Below are 17130 nucleotides of genomic sequence, written 5' to 3'. Positions count from 1 at the left end.
AAAAAATACTGAAATCTGCAATAGTGAGGGGATAATATTACAATTTTTTAATACTGTTTTGTCATTGCAATCCACCTCCCCCACAGTAAGCAGGCGTAGCATAGCAAGTTCCAATACTAATTGGATCCAATTTTAAGGTTGCCTAATTGCCCCTTCAATCCAGGACAATAATAGTTGACAATACACATCATGCTATTAATCAACAGTTAATATATTTAACAAAAAAGAGAGGGTTGGATTTAGGAATTTGCTTAGTTTCGTTGCTGACCCGATCCATATAATAACGCATCCATGCAGAAATACCTATTCGCCCTTTTCTTTTTTTTACTGTCTCTTGATTCCAGCGCACAAAGCAAGCGGATCGACACCATCCCTTTTACCCTTGATAAACTTCTGCTTGTATTTAAAGGCACGGTAAACGGTGTTGAAGCTGATTTCGCATTTGATACAGGCGCTGCTATCACGGTATCAAATTCTAAGTCAGATATGGCATTTTCTATTCGTGAAAAAGGAGGTAAAAAAGGGATAACAGATGCCAATCAGAATGTAACTAAATTACAGAATATCGTTTTTGATGATCTGGGAGTTGGCAGTCATCACATCACTAAAGTTAAGGGAGTCTCTGCCGATATGCCCTATCTATATTGCGCCAATCTGGTACTTTTGGGGCAGGATTTCATTAAAAAATTCAATTGGAAAATAGATTTTGATCAGAATTTGATCTTTCTCTCTGAAGCGCCTTTTGTCTCAACAGATAAAATGCAGACCTGGCCAATTTTCTATCGTGGAAACAGGCCTTATGTGAATTTTAAGTTGAACAATACTAATTACACCGACTGCCTTATTGATATGGGTTTTAATGGTGTATTTGATATCCATATCGCTAATCCCGATGGGCAACTTATACTTGCAGAGAAAAAGAAACTGAACAAGGTAAACCCTTACATCACGGCAAGTATGGGATTGCATGGACTGAATAAAGCGGCTGAGAAAAGCAATTTTCTTCTGGATAGTGTCCGATTTACTAATGTGGCTTATCATCAGGTCCTGGCCTCCATAAGTGAAGCAGCAGAAACAAAACTAGGCATCAAATTCTTCAGAAATTTTTCCAGGATCGCGATCCTGAACCATAGCGAAAGCAAATATTACCTGTTGCCCCGTGAAACTCATGAACCATATATTCCTGCATTGGATGCACGGCTGAGCATGAAAAATGGAAAATTCACTGTTTCGGATATATATACCGGCATCAATTCTTCAGCAAGCCCATTGCAGATAGGCGATGTGATCTTGTCAGTTAACGGCAAGATTCCTGCAGACTTTAAAGATGATTGTGATTTTCTGCTCTGGATGTACCAGTATAAAAACTCTGAACTGACTATCAAAAAAATAGATGGGATAGAAATTTTAATCAAAAGAGGAGACCTTCTGCTTTAATAAGTTAAATCAAAGCTGGCTTTTTTTATAATTTAATTGATTGACCTGCCGGCAGGATGGCTCCGGTTACCCAGGGGTTAATAATAGCAGGGGATTAAATATTACAATTTAATAGCATCAGGGACATAGCCCGAACCTGATAATGGCTGCCATGAAGTACCCACCAGGTTTCAAACTTTGCCGGATTAAGGGGATTGCGGGTCAAGCCCGCAATGACACCCTCAATAAAGACATAACTTCCATAATTGTCCGCCCCAGCCTGATCCTGCTTCATTCATTGCGGACATGATCCGCAATTACTGCTTGGCGAAACTGAAATTGATATAAGCGGTTTGTCCCCCGGGTAAACTAACCGGCGTTTTGAATACCGCTGTACCGCCTGAAACATCTCCAAATTGCAGTGAATAACCGGTGGTTACCTCTTTCGGCTTCTGACCATCGGCCAGTTTCTTGAACTGGAAGGTATGCACTGCGCCGGATTTATTAACCGACCAGTAAATAGGCTGTACCGCTCCGTTGGTTAAACTGATCGATCCTGTTCCGTTTCCGTTCAGGTCCCAGGTACTTCCCTGGAAATCTCCGTAAGCAGCCATATCAAATACATTCCTTACTGAATAGCCTGCCGGAAAACCATCCAGGCTGACGTTATTAACAGTCCATTTGCCCGAAACATCCGAACGGGATACCTGCTGTGTATTTACCGCTGTCTTGCTAGCTGAACAGGCAGTTAACAAAATTGCTGCAAACGCAAAAATTAGGGTACTATTAATGAGCTTTTTCATACTATTTTATATTTTAATTAATGAAAGCAGAAACCCTGCCAGAAGGGGAAAGGTTTGAAGATTTGTATCAGTTTTGAGGGTAAAGCTAGAAGGGCAATTGTAAAAATAATTATCGAAAGGGTTGAAAAGCAAAAACAATAACTGCTTCAACAGACAAAACTAATAGTGCATCTTTCAAAGTGCTAGAAAAAAATATGTTTGTGAAAATTGGAGAAACTGAAAGACTTTTAAATTGGAAACTAAAAATGAATATTGAAAATATTGATTAACGCAAAAATATCTGTTTAGGGAAAATTCCCTCAAAACTATTTGCAGACAATGAAATCATTGGAATTGTGAATATTGGGCAGGACTTATCCTTGAAGTAAATACTTTAAGTATTGATAACTGATTGTTTAACCGTTTAAGGAATATGAATAAATAGTAAGCATTTACAGGAAAGCATCAGCACTTTGTTTTTGTCCGGTAACGCAATCTGAAAATCAGTTTCCCATCATTCAGTTCAAGATATTTTTCGGTGGCATTCCAGGTGATGGAATACTTCCCGGTTAATTTATCGGCCCCATCGTGAATGGTTATCAGTTGATTCCCCTTAATAGTATATGTTCCCATCTGGCCCATAGAATTAGAATCTGAATGTAATTCCCAACGGCCATTTTTACAGAAAAGATATTCGGGAAAGATGCGCAAATATTTTGGCTGGGCTCCTTTCTCATAAATACTAAGAAGACTCCAGCTCGTTCCAATTATTTCAGGAAGATCCCCAATCATCTCCTCTGTATTTTTTGAAATGGCAGCTTCCTTCTCAATGATATTTTGGTTTGTGCTTACTTCGCTGGGGCTTATTTGGTCGTTTGCAACCCATGTGACCAAACTGCTGTTCTGGTTTTTATAGTAGATCTTATAAAATTCCAACTTTTCTTCCAGCACCGTTGAAGGATTCCAGGCACCGGCCGAAATAACATCTACCGTATCTTCCGCTTTATAATATTGTTCTTTGGTTGAGAATGCACTAAGTATAAAAAGAAAAGCAAAAATCACAGGCATTCGGATGGCTTTAAAAATTGTTTTCATATGATTTTATTGTTTAGTTATTCTATTATACTTTTTCTCATATGTAATGTAAGCTTTAATTAGTATAAAATCAATTTGATGGACAGGTCAAAGCGTGATCTCTACTCCTATGTTGGTATTTTCACCAACATATTTTCTAAATTGCTTGTATATACCTGATTATCTTGTTGCTATGAACTATATCAAACCCAGGAAATAGATCTTAAAATATCAAGGAAATACCATGAATGAAAAAACAAAACCTGAAGCATCACTAAGGAGAACATTAGGACTTTTCGCGAGCACATTAATGGTAGTCGGGATAGTAATTGGGAGCGGGGTATTTAAGAAGATCGTACCCATGTCGCAAACTGGATTGGATGAAAGTTCGATCTTAATGGCCTGGGCTTTGGCGGGTGTGATCAGCTTGTTTGGTGCATTCACCGTGAGTGCTTTAGCTTCACTGACCGAAGAATCCGGAGGCTTTTATGAATATTTCAGGTTATCATTTGGTAATTTTCTTGCTTTTGTTTCAGGATGGGCCGATTTTATTATTATTAGTCCCGCTGCCATTGCTGCACTCGCCTTTCTCTTCGGAGAAATTATAAATTCCTTTTTCCTATTAGCAAATCCCTTAGATGCCTGGAAAGACTTTTCTATTTTAGGTTTTATTTTCCCCTTCGCCAATTCAGGAGTGAAGCTGGCCGGAATTGCGGCCATTATGGTTCTTACAGGGATCAATTCTTTAGGATCCCGTGAAAGCGGGGTGTTCAACTCCATCATAACAAGCGCAAAAATTGGAGGGATTCTTGTGCTTATCGTTGTGGGCATTAGTTATACAGGTCCCGAAGTGCTGAATGAAAGCAGTCTGATCGATACCGTTCAGGAACCATCCGGGATGTTATTTTTCAGTGCATTCTTTGCGGCCATGTTAAGTGCATTCTGGGCATATAATGGGTGGGAAACAGCCACCAATATCTCAGGCGAGATCATTAATCCCAAACGTAATCTACCCCTGGCGCTGATGATCGGCTTATCACTGGTTGCCTTGATGTATACCTTACTTAATTATTCTTACATGAATGTGCTCTCTCTTGATCAGCTCAGAGCTGTTGACGAGAATCAGATCGGAGCATTAGTTGTAGCTGAAACCTTACTCGGAACCTATGGGAAGGTAATGCTTGTGATCCTGCTTGTCATCTGTGTTTTCGGTGCACTGAATAGTAATGTTGTCACCGCCCCGCGAAAATTCTATCGCATGGCCCAGGAAGGTTTTCTTTTCAGTCATTTGCAAAAGGTGCATCCAAAATTCAGGACACCACATATATCCCTGATCTACATGATGATCTTTAGTATTGTATTGCTCATTTCGGGTTCATTTGAGATCCTCACCAACATGGTGATTTTTCTGAACTTCATTTTTTACGGACTGCTGGCATTTGCAGTACTTAAACTAAAAAGAAACGGAACAATCAAAACAAGAGTTGTCGGGTATCCCTTTATTCCCCTCGCTTTGTTATTTTTTTCTATTGTGCTAAGCATCAATACAATATGGGTCCAGCCCGAACAGTCCTTAGTAGGATTGTTGTTTATTTTCAGCGGTGTTCCGGTTTATTATTATTTCAAAAAACAAAAAACTGCTTAAAAATATTTTGCGAAACCGAATAGTTGCGTATATTTGCAACCGATTGATTTCATAAAATAGTTTAATAAATGAGAAGAGATGTTTTTCAGGCTATTGCCGACCCTACCAGAAGGGCTATTATCGGACTTATTGCCCTGCAGGCAATGACACCCAATGCACTTGCAGAACACTTTGACACCAGCCGGCAAGCTATTTCCAAACATTTACGGATTCTGAATGAGTGCCAGCTTGTAAAACAGGAAGTACAGGGCAGAGAAATTTACTATCAACTTGAAATCAGCAAAATGAAAGAAATTGATGAATGGCTTGAAAAGTTCAGAAAGATCTGGGAAAACCGTTTCATCGAACTTGATAATGTATTGTTAACATTAAAAAATAGAGAAAATGAACAATAATCTATTATTCAATTTTTCCATAAATAAGGAAAACAAAACCGTTGAAATTAAGAGAGAATTTGCAGCGAACATTGGATTAGTCTGGGATTGCTGGACAAAACCCGAACTACTCGACCTGTGGTGGGCGCCTAAACCTTATAAGACAAAAACGAAATCGATGGACTTCAGGGAAGGCGGTTCCTGGTTTTATTCGATGATAGGGCCTGAAGGTACAGTACACTGGTGCAGGGCTGATTATAAAAATATAGATATCCTGAAAAGTTTTTCGGGATTAGACGCTTTTTGCGATGAGGACGGGAATATCAATATAGAATTCCCGCGTTCTCTCTGGACGAGTTCATTCAGCGAAAATGCGGATAAGACCACCGTAGATATTGTAGTAGAATATAAGGAGCTTACTGATCTGGAAAAGATCATCCAGTTAGGATTCAAAGAAGGCTTCACTGCGGCATTGAGTAATCTTGATCAATATCTTGAAACACAGTTCAAACTCAGGAACGAGTTACGTACCAACAACAAAGAAAGAGTCTGTACTTACCTGAACTTTGCCGGAAATACAGAAGAAGCATTCTTATTTTACAAATCAGTATTTAAAACAGAATTTAGCGGAAATGGTATCCAGCGATTTGGGGATTTGCCAGCCGATGCAGATCATCCGCCTATAGCTGATGCTGTAAAAAACATGGTGATTCACATTGAATTACCAATAACAGGCAATCATATCCTTATGGGGACTGATGCTCCAAAAGAAATGGGATTTACCGTAATTCAGGGGAATAATATGCATATATCATTAGAGCCAGAAACGAAGGAAGAAACGAAGCGGATTTTCGAAGAACTATCAGCTGGTGGAAATATTACTATGCCATTGCAGGACATGTTCTGGGGAGCTTACTTTGGAAGTTTCTCAGATAGATATGGCATCAATTGGATGGTAAACTATAACACCAAAAACGGCTAATTCAACGTGAATCAATTATTTCATAGGAAGATAATCCCTATGAAATAATTAAGGATTTCAGTATCCAAATTATTTTTGGATCTTACTTATAAGAAATATAAAAGAATTAGATTCTAAATTTAGCTATTCAGTATCACTGCAACTATTTGATTAAAAATAGATTATAAATTCTCAATTAAAGCAGGTAAAGACAAAACGGAATGGTATTCTAAGATTCGGGTCATTTTGTACATCTTAACTACAATTATGGTTTTAAAAAAATTACAAAGACTGAAGAAAAATAAACCCGCAAAAATATTGGTCAACCCATAATTATACTCCGGATTATCTTTATTTTTCCAAAACATAAAACCTAAAACCAACGCTGCATGAAACGCTTACTCATCCTGCTTCTTGTACTTATATTTCTGGCAACCGCACTTTTCGCACAAAAACCAGTACAAAAAACTATCAAACCACTTAATGAGGCTGAGTTACCCCGGGGAACCGGGACCATAGCCATAGTCGATGTTAATCTGATTGACGGGAATGGTGGAAAAGCGATTCCAAATGCTTCAGTGCTGGTTAAAGGGGATAAAATTATTGCAGCAGGACCATCAAAAAGTATTCAGATCCCTGAGGGAGCTAAAATCATTCAGGGAAAAGGCATGTCACTTTTACCTGGCCTTATAGATTCACATTTCCACATCGATGGTGCAGAAGACCTTCCCTCAATATTTCTGCAAAATGGCATTACTTCAATTCGTGATCCCGGACTATGGATCGAAGTGTATGATCAGGTACGAAAATCCGGCAAGTACAATCCAAGACTTTTTTTAAGCGGTCCGCATCTGGATGGTTCGCCACCTGCATACCCTAATGATGCCTATGTTGTTCGTGATGAAGCAGAAGCAGTCAGACAAGTGAACGAAGTTGCGGATCAGGGCTCTACAGTTATTAAGATCTATTTCAGAACGCCACCAGGAATGATAAAAGCGATCACCGATGCGGCGCATAAACGCGGGATTCCGGTTACCGGACATTTGGAAATTACTGAAGCGAAACATGCCATTGAAGCTGGCCTGGATGGAATTGAACACATTACTTCATTCGGATTGTCACTCACACCAAAACGCGAGGCCGAAAAATATCGTCAGGGTATGCTTGCCGATAATAATTACCGGAAACAAGGCCGCTATGAATCCTGGGCAGCAATTGATTTAAACTCTCCGGCGGCAGACAGCCTAACCCGCTTTCTCGTCAGAAAAGGCACATTTGTAAGTCCGACCCTGGCAGTTTTTGAATACCAGTCCGGACCGGGCACCATTGACAGCATCAAGCTGAAAGGATTCGATAAGATGATGAAACTAACGGCAAAACTTCAAAAAGAGGGGGTAAATATTGTAGTTGGTTCACATTCAATGGTCCCATATGCCGAAAAAGGTTGGGCTTATCAGCGGGAGATGGAGCTTTTTGTGGAAAGCGGAATATCAAACGCAGCGGTCATTCATGCCGCCACCATGGAAAATGCACGTTTCTTCAGGATTGATAATTACTTAGGTAGCATCGAAAAAGGAAAGCTCGCTGATCTGATCCTGGTGAAAGGAAATCCACTGGAAGATATCAAAGTGATGAGAAATATTGAGAAAGTGATGATAAACGGTGTATTTGTCCGATAAATCCATGTCGTCTGTTTTGAAAAAATCATTCAAAAACCGTAAATAAAGTATAGGAAAGCCTGAATCCAGATGAAGATGAAACCAGGTCAAATGAAAATAATATTATTGATCGTTTTTATTCTTCAGTCGGCCAGCATATTTGCCCAGAATGACTCGCTGAAAAATCTGACATTTAGTGCCTATGCTGAATTATACTACAGCTATGATTTTGCGAAACCTGCAAATCATGAAAAACCGAATTTTATTTATAATCACAAAAGGCATAATGAGATTAATGCAAACCTCATTCTGTTTAAAACAAATTATTCGGCCACAAATATCAGGGCAAATCTGGGTTTAATGGCAGGTAATTATTCAAGATACAATCTTAGTGCAGAGCCAGCCTGGGCCCGACATCTGTATGAAGCCAATATTGGGGTTAAATTATCAAAGGAAAATAACTTATGGTTAGATGCAGGCATCCTGCCTTCCCATATTGGATTTGAAAGTGCAATCAGTGCCGACTGCTGGACTCTAACCAGAAGTATTCTGGCTGAAAATTCTCCCTATTACGAAACAGGGATCAAACTAAGCTATTCAACAAAAAAAGGAAATCTCAATCTGGCATTTTTGGTTTTAAACGGATGGCAAAGAGTTAAGAAACTTAATTTAGTTCAAAAGCCTTCATTTGGTATCCAGGTAAACTATAAGCCTTCCGAAAAATTACTTCTGAACTATAGCAACTTCACGGGTACAGACATTCAAAATAATTATAGTGCAATAAGAACATTTCATAATCTATATATGCAATTTGATATGAGCAAAAAACTTGGCATGATTGCCGGTTTTGATATAGGCAACGACAAATACAACAGCAGCGATTACGGAATCTGGTATTCGCCGGTATTGATTATGAGATATTCGGCCAGTAAGCAGATTAAACTGGCCATACGGGGAGAATATTACAACGATAAGAACCGCATCATCATTGCAACAAATACTCTTTATGGGCTAAGAGTATCAGGCATTTCGGGCAATTTCGACTATCAAATAAGCAAAAAACTTCAATTCAGGATCGAAGGCAAGGTCTACCATGCAGGAGAAAGGGAGTTCAGTAACAATTCTAGCAAGAACTATTCACTTACTTCGAATATAGTACTTAAATTCTGATGCAGAATAAATAGCAAGACAGTATGCAGAAAATATGATTGAAATAGTTTTAACTAAAACCTATACTGTATTTATATTTTGACCTATAAAATATTTTAATTATTTTATAAACAGCTGATTATCAATAATTTTATTATTACCTTCTATAATATTTTAATTAACCTAAACGAAATATTATGAAAATCAAAACACAATTAACCGCATTTTTTGCAATTTCGGCCTTCCTTTTTGCATCCTGCACGAACACTACAAAAGCTCCGGAAACTGCATTAAATCTGGATTCAGTTAAAGTTGAAATTCAGAAATTAGAAGATGGCTACGCAGCTGGAGAAAAAGCCAAAGATGCGGATGCAATCGCCGCCTATTACAGCGATGACGCAATAAATTATAGTTCTAATGAAGAACCAACTGTAGGTAAAGCAGCAATCAAGGAAAAAATCGCTTCGCGTATTGCTAATGACACTTCAGGCGATGTTTATTCGTACTCCATAGTTGATGTTTTTGCAGAAGGAATGCAGGCAGTTGAAGTTGGGACCTGGACAAAAACAGATACAGCCGGTAAAGAAGTAGATAAGGGACATTTTATGTCAGTTTTCGAAAAGCGTGATGGTAAATATATATGTATTCGTGATATGAGCGTAAGCTCCATGCCGGCAAAACCAGCTATGTAATTGAGATAATGCTTTGGAAGTTTCAGTGCCTTCCAACATTAAGAAATTTAGATGGAGTCTTTAGCGCCGGCTCCATCTTTTTTGCGGGTCAAAATTTATCTCTGCTGGCATCCTATTGAATTCTTAATAAATGACTATGAGTATGGCAATAACCATGGATGCTAAAGATTCAACAATTAAGGGATTAGCTGCGTAACAAATGCAAACCTTTGTTCATCATAACAAAAATAATTCCCATGAAATTGAAAGTTATATTCCACACTATATTATTAGCAGTTTTAATGACGATGTCTGTCGCTGCACAGGAAAAGAAAGTTGCTGTCACATCTCAGGAATTATATAAAGAAATTGAACGTGCCGATAGTATTATGTTCAATGCCTTCAATAAGCAGGATATGGTTACATTCAAGGCAATGTTCACTGAGGATCTGGAATGGTTTCAGGATAACGGCGGACTTATATCCTACAAAACTGTATTTGAAAATTTCGGGAATACCTTCCGGAATGAAAATAAGCTCAGCAGGGAATTAGTAAAAGGAAGCCTGGAAGTCCATCCAATAAAAGGCTATGGTGCAATTCAGATCGGGTCACATCAATTTCGTCATTTTGAAAACGGCAAAGAGGAGGTCGGAACCTTCAAATTTCTGATGATCTGGCAGAAAAAAGACGGACTATGGAAGATCTCCAGAGTAGTGAGCTACGACCATTGATTTACATGACATTTTAATAAATCATCAGCAGGTAAATTATTCATATACTATATATACCTTCACTCTGCTTTAAATTAATTCCAAAAAGGAATCAATCCTGACGAAAAAATATAGACTAATTTATTCTGGCTCAGAAGGGCATAAACCTGAAAGCCAATAGACCTGAGAACATCAAATACAATAACATGGAAAATTTAGTAATTATTGCCCAGCTCTTGCTTGCTTTATCTGTAGCCTATGTCTGGATCTTCAGATTCGATAACATTGTTCTGGAATTTAAGCAATATGGTCTGCCAGATCTGATCAGAAACATCGTTGGTGCTTCTAAAATAGCACTGGCTACCTTATTAATTGCTGGAATCTGGTATCCGGACCTGGTGCTTTATTCTGCACTTTTAATGGCATTTTTAATGATTTGTGCACAGCTTGCACATTTCAAAATTAAAAATCCAATTTCGAAACATATCCCCTCATTTATCCTTCTCATAATCTCTCTATTTATTGCCGGATTTCATGCTGAGATCATCACTTAATGAATGTGATAGATCTAATCCTTACCTGGTTTTCAGCACTCTCTTTTCTATTCTATGGTTTAAGCTTTTACACTTCCGGTCATATGAAGGATGAATTCAAACGCTATGGACTGGAGAAATTTGCTTTACTAACGAGTATTTTACAGATGCTGGGAGGAATTGGACTAATTGTCGGACTTCTGGTTCATCCAATTCTATTAATTTCATCTGCAGGATTATCAATCTTAATGTTATTTGGCTTTAGTGTCAGGCTGAAGATCAAAGATGGCTTCTGGCAATCGTTACCGGCTCTATCCTATTTCATGTTAAACAGTTACCTGTTCTATTCAGGGCTGTAATCAGAATAATTTTCAGCTACAAGGGATCTTCAGCGCTGGGTAGAAATAAAACATATAAAAAGGATATATTTATTAATCAGGTGTATTAATATGAACAATCCATACCATGTTTAAAACAGCATTTCTCCTTAGCCTGACATTGCTATTTGCACAAATCATAATGGGTTTTATGAACTTACCAGGCCGAAACCTATTAATTATAGTCATACTTCCATTAACCCTGACATACATCATTATGGCTCTTAAGGAAATATACCATTCAAACAGAATAAATATGTTCGAGAAGATCATGTGGACAATAAGTTTAATTGTATTGAACTACATAGCAGGACTTATGTATCTCTTATTTGCCAGGAAGAGGATTTTGAGGGAGTATAAAATCCTCTTTAATGGCACAAAAACTTTCGCATGATCGTGATTTTTCTTTTTTATGTTGTTTGTCTCCGGTGAGTAATTTTCACAGAACTGATTCCTCAAATGATATTAACTTTTCAATTAGCTAATCATTTAGCTTAAATTAGTAAAAACCTAAAACCAGCAATCATGTTTTTAATTATCATTGGAATTTTCGCCATTATTGCCAGTTTTTTTATGGCCTCACAGGACGGCCCTGCAGCAAGATTCAGCACTATAACCCGTATTGGAGCAATCATATTAGTAATAATCGGCGCATCTTTTTCGATGTTTAAAGTGGTCGAATCAGGTGAAGTTGGAGTTAAAACACTTTTCGGAAAAGTTAATAGTGATGTCTTGTATAGTGGTTTGAATATTGTAAACCCTATGATGAAGGTTACCACCTTTGACGTTAAGACTCAAAATTATACCATGTCGGGTGTGAATGATTCAGAAGGATCTGCTGCTGATGATGCTATCAGGGTTCTTTCTGCTGACGGACTGGAAGTGATCATCGATCTTTCCGTGTTATTTAAAGTCAATCCTTCTTCTGCACCTGAAATTCTCCGCACAATCGGAACAGACTATCTGGATAAAATCGTTAGACCAATTGCACGTACCGCCATCAGAGATAATGCGGTTTCTTATGATGCTGTTGCACTTTATTCAAGCAAACGAGATGAATTTCAGAATAAAATATTTAATACGATAAATAAAAGCTTTTCAAAACGCGGACTTGAACTTGAGCAGCTGCTGGTCAGAAATATTACTTTACCCGCATCGGTAAAAACGACGATTGAGTCAAAAATCAATGCAGAGCAGGATGCCCAGAAAATGACCTTTGTGCTCCAAAAAGAAAGACAGGAAGCAGAACGAAAAAGAGTTGAAGCTCAGGGTATCGCAGATTACCAACGGATCTTGTCTACAGGTTTAAGCGATAAACAGCTCCAATATGAAACGATTAAGGCTCAGAAGGAAATTGCACTTTCGCCAAACACTAAGGTAATCATCATGGGAAGCGGTAAAAATGCACCAATCATATTAGGAGGAAATTAATTTAAGTGCTTCTGAGTTGGCAGATTTGAAATTGACCTTGTCAAACATCGATTTTCAAAATAAAAATTGTTTTATGAAAGTGAAATACAGCATTTTAACCATACTCTTTTTAATATCTGTTATTAGTTCAATAGTGCAAGCTCAGGTGCCGGCAATCATCAGACTTAGTTCAGCAACAGATGACCGTCAGTTTGTATTAAGCAAAGAAAAAGGCAAATTCGTTGCCCTCCATTTCCTGCTTAAAACAGAATGTCCATATTGTATTCGCCATACTCAGGACTATTTCAGCAAAGCAAAAACTCTTAAAAATGTAGTACAGGTATTTATTAAGCCTGACAGTGAGCTGGAGATCAGATCCTGGTCGGGAAAGCTGGCCTCTGAAGACCTGAAAAACTTTCCAATCTACCGTGATCCGGATGCCCAGCTGGCTAAACAGCTGAACATTCCTGATGGCTATAAATTTCATAATCAGCTGGTACATTATCCGGCAACCATCCTTTTCGGGCCAAATGGCAAAGAAGTTTATCGTTATGTAGGAAAGAATAACAGTGACCGCTTATCATTTGAGCAATTAGCTGCCAGGGTAAATGACTTAAGTAAAAAATAAATGATTGTCCTGAAATGTAAATCATTCAATAAGTAAAATTTATCTGGCGGATCAGGTTTAATATATTTGTCCCGCTGGAATAATAAAGCCATCAACCATAAAATTTGTCTCCAACAACAGATTCTCAGGATCCATTCTTCACACCATTTAGCAGTTCAACAGAAGTGCCTGAGCGGTTTAGTTTCCTGAAGGATAATAAACCTCATCCCCTATGCCTCCTAGCTGCAAAGCAATTACAGGCATATCTTAGCAATCAGAAAGATTGGGAACATAATTTTGGCCTAAGTCCGGGACAGGAAGGAAGTATAATTGGCAAGATGTTCGGTGTTTTAGCTGTTCAAAATTCAAAAAATGAACTGGGATACCTTGCCGCATTTTCTGGTAAACTGGCAGGAGGAAATCATCATTCCAAATTTGTACCGCCGGTTTATGACAGTCTTCATCAGGATAGCTTCCTTAACGATGGAATGGCGGAGCTAAACCGCATGAATAAAGAGATCAAAGAAGCTGAAGTATTGATGGAAGAAGATCAAAAAGAAAAGATCAGCCTTCTTAAAAAAAACAGAAAAATCCATTCTAATACCCTGCAAAATGAACTCTTCAATCACTATAATTTTCTGAATCAAAGAGGAGAAATAAAGAGCCTGAATGAAATTTTTAAGGCTGCATCTTATAAAAATCCACCTGCAGGGGCAGGCGAATGTGCAGGGCCAAAACTTTTGCAGTATGCTTTTCAGCATCAAATGAAACCACTGGCCATTGCAGAATTCTGGTGGGGAAAATCGCCAAAGTCAGCTCAATGGAAGCATACAAATTATTATCCCTGCTGTAAAGAAAAATGTCAGCCAATTCTGGCACATATGCTGGATGGAATAGATTGCAATAAATAATATAAATGCCTAATTTGAGTTAAATGGAGGATCTACTCAGACAAAATATTCAGCGAACTATCGGAAAACTGGTAAAGGATGAGGAATTTGAGCTCTTCAGCAGCTATTTATTTACCCGTACTTTTGATAAAAAATCATTTCTGGCAGAAGAAGGAGAACACTGTAAATACGTCTACTTTATTCTGAAAGGATCAGCCTATAGCTATTTTGTCAACGAACATGGTGAAAAGCATGCCATGCAGTTTGCACTGGAGGGATATTGGATTACTGACCATTTCAGTTTTTTCTCAGGAAAACCAGGCATTTATTCAATAGAAACCCTGGAACCAAGCAAAATTTTAGTGCTGAACAGAGAAAATTTTGAGAATATCTGCAATAGCAATCATCATTTTGAGCATTTTTTCAGAATTCTGATCCAGAATGCCTTCATTTCACAGCAGTATCGTCTCGCAAAAACAAATAGTGAAGATGCAGAGCATCGTTACCATGAATTTTCTAAACTTCACCCTGATTTTATCCAGCGCATCCCACAATACCTAATTGCCTCCTATCTGGGAATAAAACCCCAGTCGCTGAGCCGGATCCGCAATGAAAAGGGGCATTCTAAATAAAAACAAGCCATTTCATTTATTAACCTATGTGAACAATAAGCCTTTGAGTTTGTTCGACCTTTGTATTGTCAAAACAACTAAAAAAGTTTCACAACAATAAAATAAGAAAATGGAAAACCAAACATCCTGGGTTTTAGACCCTACGCATAGTGAGATCGTGTTCAAGGTAAAGCACCTTATGATCACCAATGTTAAAGGTGAATTCAGAAATTTTAATGCAAGCATCACCTCCGTTGGAACAGACTTTAGTAAAGCTAAAGTTAAGGCAAACATTGATGCTTCATCGATCTTTACCAATAATACCGACCGTGATGCACATTTACAAAGTGCCGATTTTTTTGATGCAGCAACCTATAAAGAACTAAGCTTTGAGGGTACATCTTTTACAAAACTTGATGAGGATAACTACCAGTTAAAAGGAATGCTAACAATCAAAGATGTTTCTAAGGAGGTTTCCTTCGATGTTGAATTCGGCGGATTGATGAAAGATCCTTATGGAAATGAAAAAGCAGGTTTTTCGCTCAGCGGGAAGATCAACAGAAAAGACTGGGGATTGAACTGGAATGCAGCACTTGAGGCCGGTGGAGTAATGGTCAGCGAGGAGGTTAGGATCAACGCTGAAGTACAGTTTGTAAAACAAGCATAATTTTAAACCTTCATCCGATAAATAATTTGAACAAACGTCCTTTTATTCATTGAATGAACAAAATATAACGATCATGAAAAAATTAGAGAATAAGATCATTGTAATTACCGGTGCCGGTATGGGACTGGGATTAGCTACTGCTATTGAGGCTGCAAAGGAAGGCGCAAAACTTAGTCTGATAGACTATAATGCCAAAGCTTTGGAAGATGCAAAAACAAGCATACTAAAAGCTTACCCTGAAGCAAAAGTTCTAACACTTGTTGCTGATGTTTCAAAAGAAGAGGCAGTAAAGGCCTATGTTGATGAAACCGTAAAAACCTATGGACGAATTGATGGATTTTATAATAATGCCGGAATTGAAGGCAAACAGGCGCTCTTAGCCGATTATGATTTAGATGTATTCAAAAAAGTGATAGACATTAACCTGATGGGAGTTTATTACGGTATGCGCTACATTATTCCGGTCATGCAAAAACAGAACTATGGTCGCATAGTAAATGTGGCATCTGTTGGTGGAATACGTGGTGTTATGAATCAAACTCCCTATGTTGCAACCAAACATGCTGTTAGCGGAATTACCAAAAATGCAGCTTTGGAATACAGCAGATATGGTATCTTAACAAATGCCATTGCCCCGGGAGCGATCCTTACCCCAATGGTTGCCGAAGCTTTCAGAGAGATCAATCCAGCTGATCCGAAAAAAGCAGAAACCGAATATGCACAGTTTAACCCAACAAAACGCCTGGGATTGCCTGAAGAGGTTGGCAAACTTGTTGTATTTTTAATGAGCGAGGATTGTTCTTATGTAAGCGGACAAACAATAGCCATTGATGGCGGGCAGTCAAACAGTTACGGTTTTGTTTAATTTTACAATACAAGAACAATGAAAACAGTACTTCATAAGGCCGATACCCGTGGTGATGCAAATCACGGCTGGCTGCATAGTAAACATAGCTTCAGCTTTGCCGGATATTATAATCCGGAACGAATGAACTTTGGTGCTCTGAGAGTGTTAAATGACGATAGTGTAGATGCAGGAATGGGATTCGGAGCCCACCCTCACGACAACATGGAAATTATTTCTATTCCATTGGAGGGTGATCTGGAACATAAAGACAGCATGGGCAATAAAACTGTGATCAAAAAGGGTGATATACAGGTAATGAGTGCCGGAACAGGTATTACGCATAGCGAGTACAACAAAAACGCTGATAAAGGTGTAAAATTCTTACAGATCTGGGTACTTCCAAACAAAAGAAATGTACAACCCCGCTACGATCAGATCACTTTAAATCCGGAAGACCGACACAACAAACTCCAGCAGATCCTGAGTCCTGATCCCAAAGATCCGGGAGTTTGGATCCAGCAGAATGCCTGGTTTCACTTAGGTAAACTGGACAAAGGGTTCAATACTGATTACGCAATAAATGGTACAGGAAATGGCGTTTATGCTTTCATTCTTAGCGGGGATGTAAACATCAATGACCAAAAACTGAATACCCGAGATGGTTTTGGCATCTGGGATATTGATAAATTTACGATCAGTGCTAACTCAGATGCAGAGATACTATTGATGGAAGTACCAATGGCCTGAA

Annotated in this window: 19 protein-coding genes; 17 read left to right on the top strand and 2 right to left on the bottom strand. The window is 38.4% G+C overall.

The features are described 5' to 3' along the window. Positions 1-291 precede the first annotated feature (291 nt). Complete coding sequence (locus BLR27_RS07165; RefSeq protein WP_090702743.1) at positions 292-1437, top strand: retroviral-like aspartic protease family protein; 1146 nt, start codon at positions 292-294, stop codon at positions 1435-1437. Between the two features lie 296 nt (positions 1438-1733). Here BLR27_RS07165 and BLR27_RS07155 read toward each other — a convergent pair whose 3' ends face one another. Together BLR27_RS07155 and BLR27_RS07150 are read right to left on the bottom strand one after the other, a co-directional pair. Further along, entirely contained in the window at positions 1734-2219 is a 486-nt protein-coding gene (locus tag BLR27_RS07155; protein WP_090702735.1) for a hypothetical protein, read from the bottom strand. Positions 2220-2663: 444 nt separating this feature from the next. After that, complete coding sequence (locus BLR27_RS07150) at positions 2664-3293, bottom strand: hypothetical protein (protein WP_143007714.1); 630 nt, start codon at positions 3291-3293, stop codon at positions 2664-2666. A gap of 223 nt (positions 3294-3516) precedes the next feature. Here BLR27_RS07150 and BLR27_RS07145 point away from each other — a divergent pair, with 223 nt between their 5' ends. The 16 genes from BLR27_RS07145 (at position 3517) to BLR27_RS07065 (ending at position 17129) form a co-directional block, all read left to right on the top strand. Continuing rightward, positions 3517-4917, top strand: a complete 1401-nt coding sequence (locus tag BLR27_RS07145) for an APC family permease (RefSeq protein ID WP_090702729.1) — start codon at positions 3517-3519, stop codon at positions 4915-4917. Between the two features lie 68 nt (positions 4918-4985). Further along, complete coding sequence (locus BLR27_RS07140) at positions 4986-5312, top strand: ArsR/SmtB family transcription factor (RefSeq protein WP_090702725.1); 327 nt, start codon at positions 4986-4988, stop codon at positions 5310-5312. Then, positions 5302-6273 (top strand): SRPBCC domain-containing protein, encoded by a 972-nt coding sequence (locus BLR27_RS18720; RefSeq protein WP_090702722.1) that lies wholly within the window; start codon positions 5302-5304, stop codon positions 6271-6273. Before BLR27_RS07140 ends, BLR27_RS18720 begins: the two co-directional genes overlap by 11 nt. A 368-nt stretch (positions 6274-6641) precedes the next feature. Beyond that, positions 6642-7931 (top strand): amidohydrolase family protein, encoded by a 1290-nt coding sequence (locus BLR27_RS07130; protein WP_090702720.1) that lies wholly within the window; start codon positions 6642-6644, stop codon positions 7929-7931. Positions 7932-8021: 90 nt separating this feature from the next. After that, positions 8022-9080 (top strand): porin, encoded by a 1059-nt coding sequence (locus BLR27_RS07125; protein ID WP_090702898.1) that lies wholly within the window; start codon positions 8022-8024, stop codon positions 9078-9080. A gap of 176 nt (positions 9081-9256) precedes the next feature. After that, complete coding sequence (locus BLR27_RS07120; RefSeq protein ID WP_090702717.1) at positions 9257-9751, top strand: YybH family protein; 495 nt, start codon at positions 9257-9259, stop codon at positions 9749-9751. A 236-nt stretch (positions 9752-9987) separates the two neighbouring features. Beyond that, positions 9988-10461, top strand: a complete 474-nt coding sequence (locus BLR27_RS07115) for a nuclear transport factor 2 family protein (protein ID WP_090702715.1) — start codon at positions 9988-9990, stop codon at positions 10459-10461. Between the two features lie 185 nt (positions 10462-10646). Further along, positions 10647-10994 (top strand): DoxX family protein, encoded by a 348-nt coding sequence (locus tag BLR27_RS07110; RefSeq protein WP_090702712.1) that lies wholly within the window; start codon positions 10647-10649, stop codon positions 10992-10994. Further along, positions 10994-11332, top strand: a complete 339-nt coding sequence (locus tag BLR27_RS07105; RefSeq protein ID WP_090702708.1) for a DoxX family protein — start codon at positions 10994-10996, stop codon at positions 11330-11332. Before BLR27_RS07110 ends, BLR27_RS07105 begins: the two co-directional genes overlap by 1 nt. 543 nt (positions 11333-11875) lie before the next feature. Then, positions 11876-12781 (top strand): prohibitin family protein, encoded by a 906-nt coding sequence (locus BLR27_RS07095; RefSeq protein ID WP_090702703.1) that lies wholly within the window; start codon positions 11876-11878, stop codon positions 12779-12781. Between the two features lie 73 nt (positions 12782-12854). Then, the gene (locus BLR27_RS07090) at positions 12855-13388 is read left to right on the top strand and encodes a peroxiredoxin family protein (protein ID WP_090702699.1); all 534 of its coding nucleotides are present in this window, start codon (positions 12855-12857) and stop codon (positions 13386-13388) included. A 104-nt stretch (positions 13389-13492) separates the two neighbouring features. After that, entirely contained in the window at positions 13493-14278 is a 786-nt protein-coding gene (locus tag BLR27_RS07085; RefSeq protein ID WP_090702697.1) for a pseudouridylate synthase, read from the top strand. Between the two features lie 23 nt (positions 14279-14301). Further along, entirely contained in the window at positions 14302-14889 is a 588-nt protein-coding gene (locus BLR27_RS07080) for a Crp/Fnr family transcriptional regulator (protein WP_090702694.1), read from the top strand. A gap of 109 nt (positions 14890-14998) precedes the next feature. After that, positions 14999-15535 carry a YceI family protein gene (locus BLR27_RS07075; RefSeq protein ID WP_090702691.1) on the top strand — a complete coding sequence of 179 codons (537 nt, stop codon included), beginning with the start codon at positions 14999-15001 and terminating at the stop codon, positions 15533-15535. A 73-nt stretch (positions 15536-15608) separates the two neighbouring features. Then, entirely contained in the window at positions 15609-16400 is a 792-nt protein-coding gene (locus BLR27_RS07070) for an SDR family oxidoreductase (RefSeq protein WP_090702688.1), read from the top strand. A gap of 18 nt (positions 16401-16418) precedes the next feature. Next, a complete protein-coding gene (locus tag BLR27_RS07065; protein WP_090702685.1) occupies positions 16419-17129 on the top strand; it encodes a pirin family protein in 711 nt (236 codons plus the stop codon). Position 17130 lies beyond the last annotated feature (1 nt).

Source organism: Daejeonella rubra, from assembly GCF_900103545.1.
Lineage (GTDB): Bacteria > Bacteroidota > Bacteroidia > Sphingobacteriales > Sphingobacteriaceae > Daejeonella > Daejeonella rubra.
The sequence above is the reverse complement of the archived record's forward strand: the minus strand, read 5'-3'. Positions and strand labels throughout refer to the sequence as shown.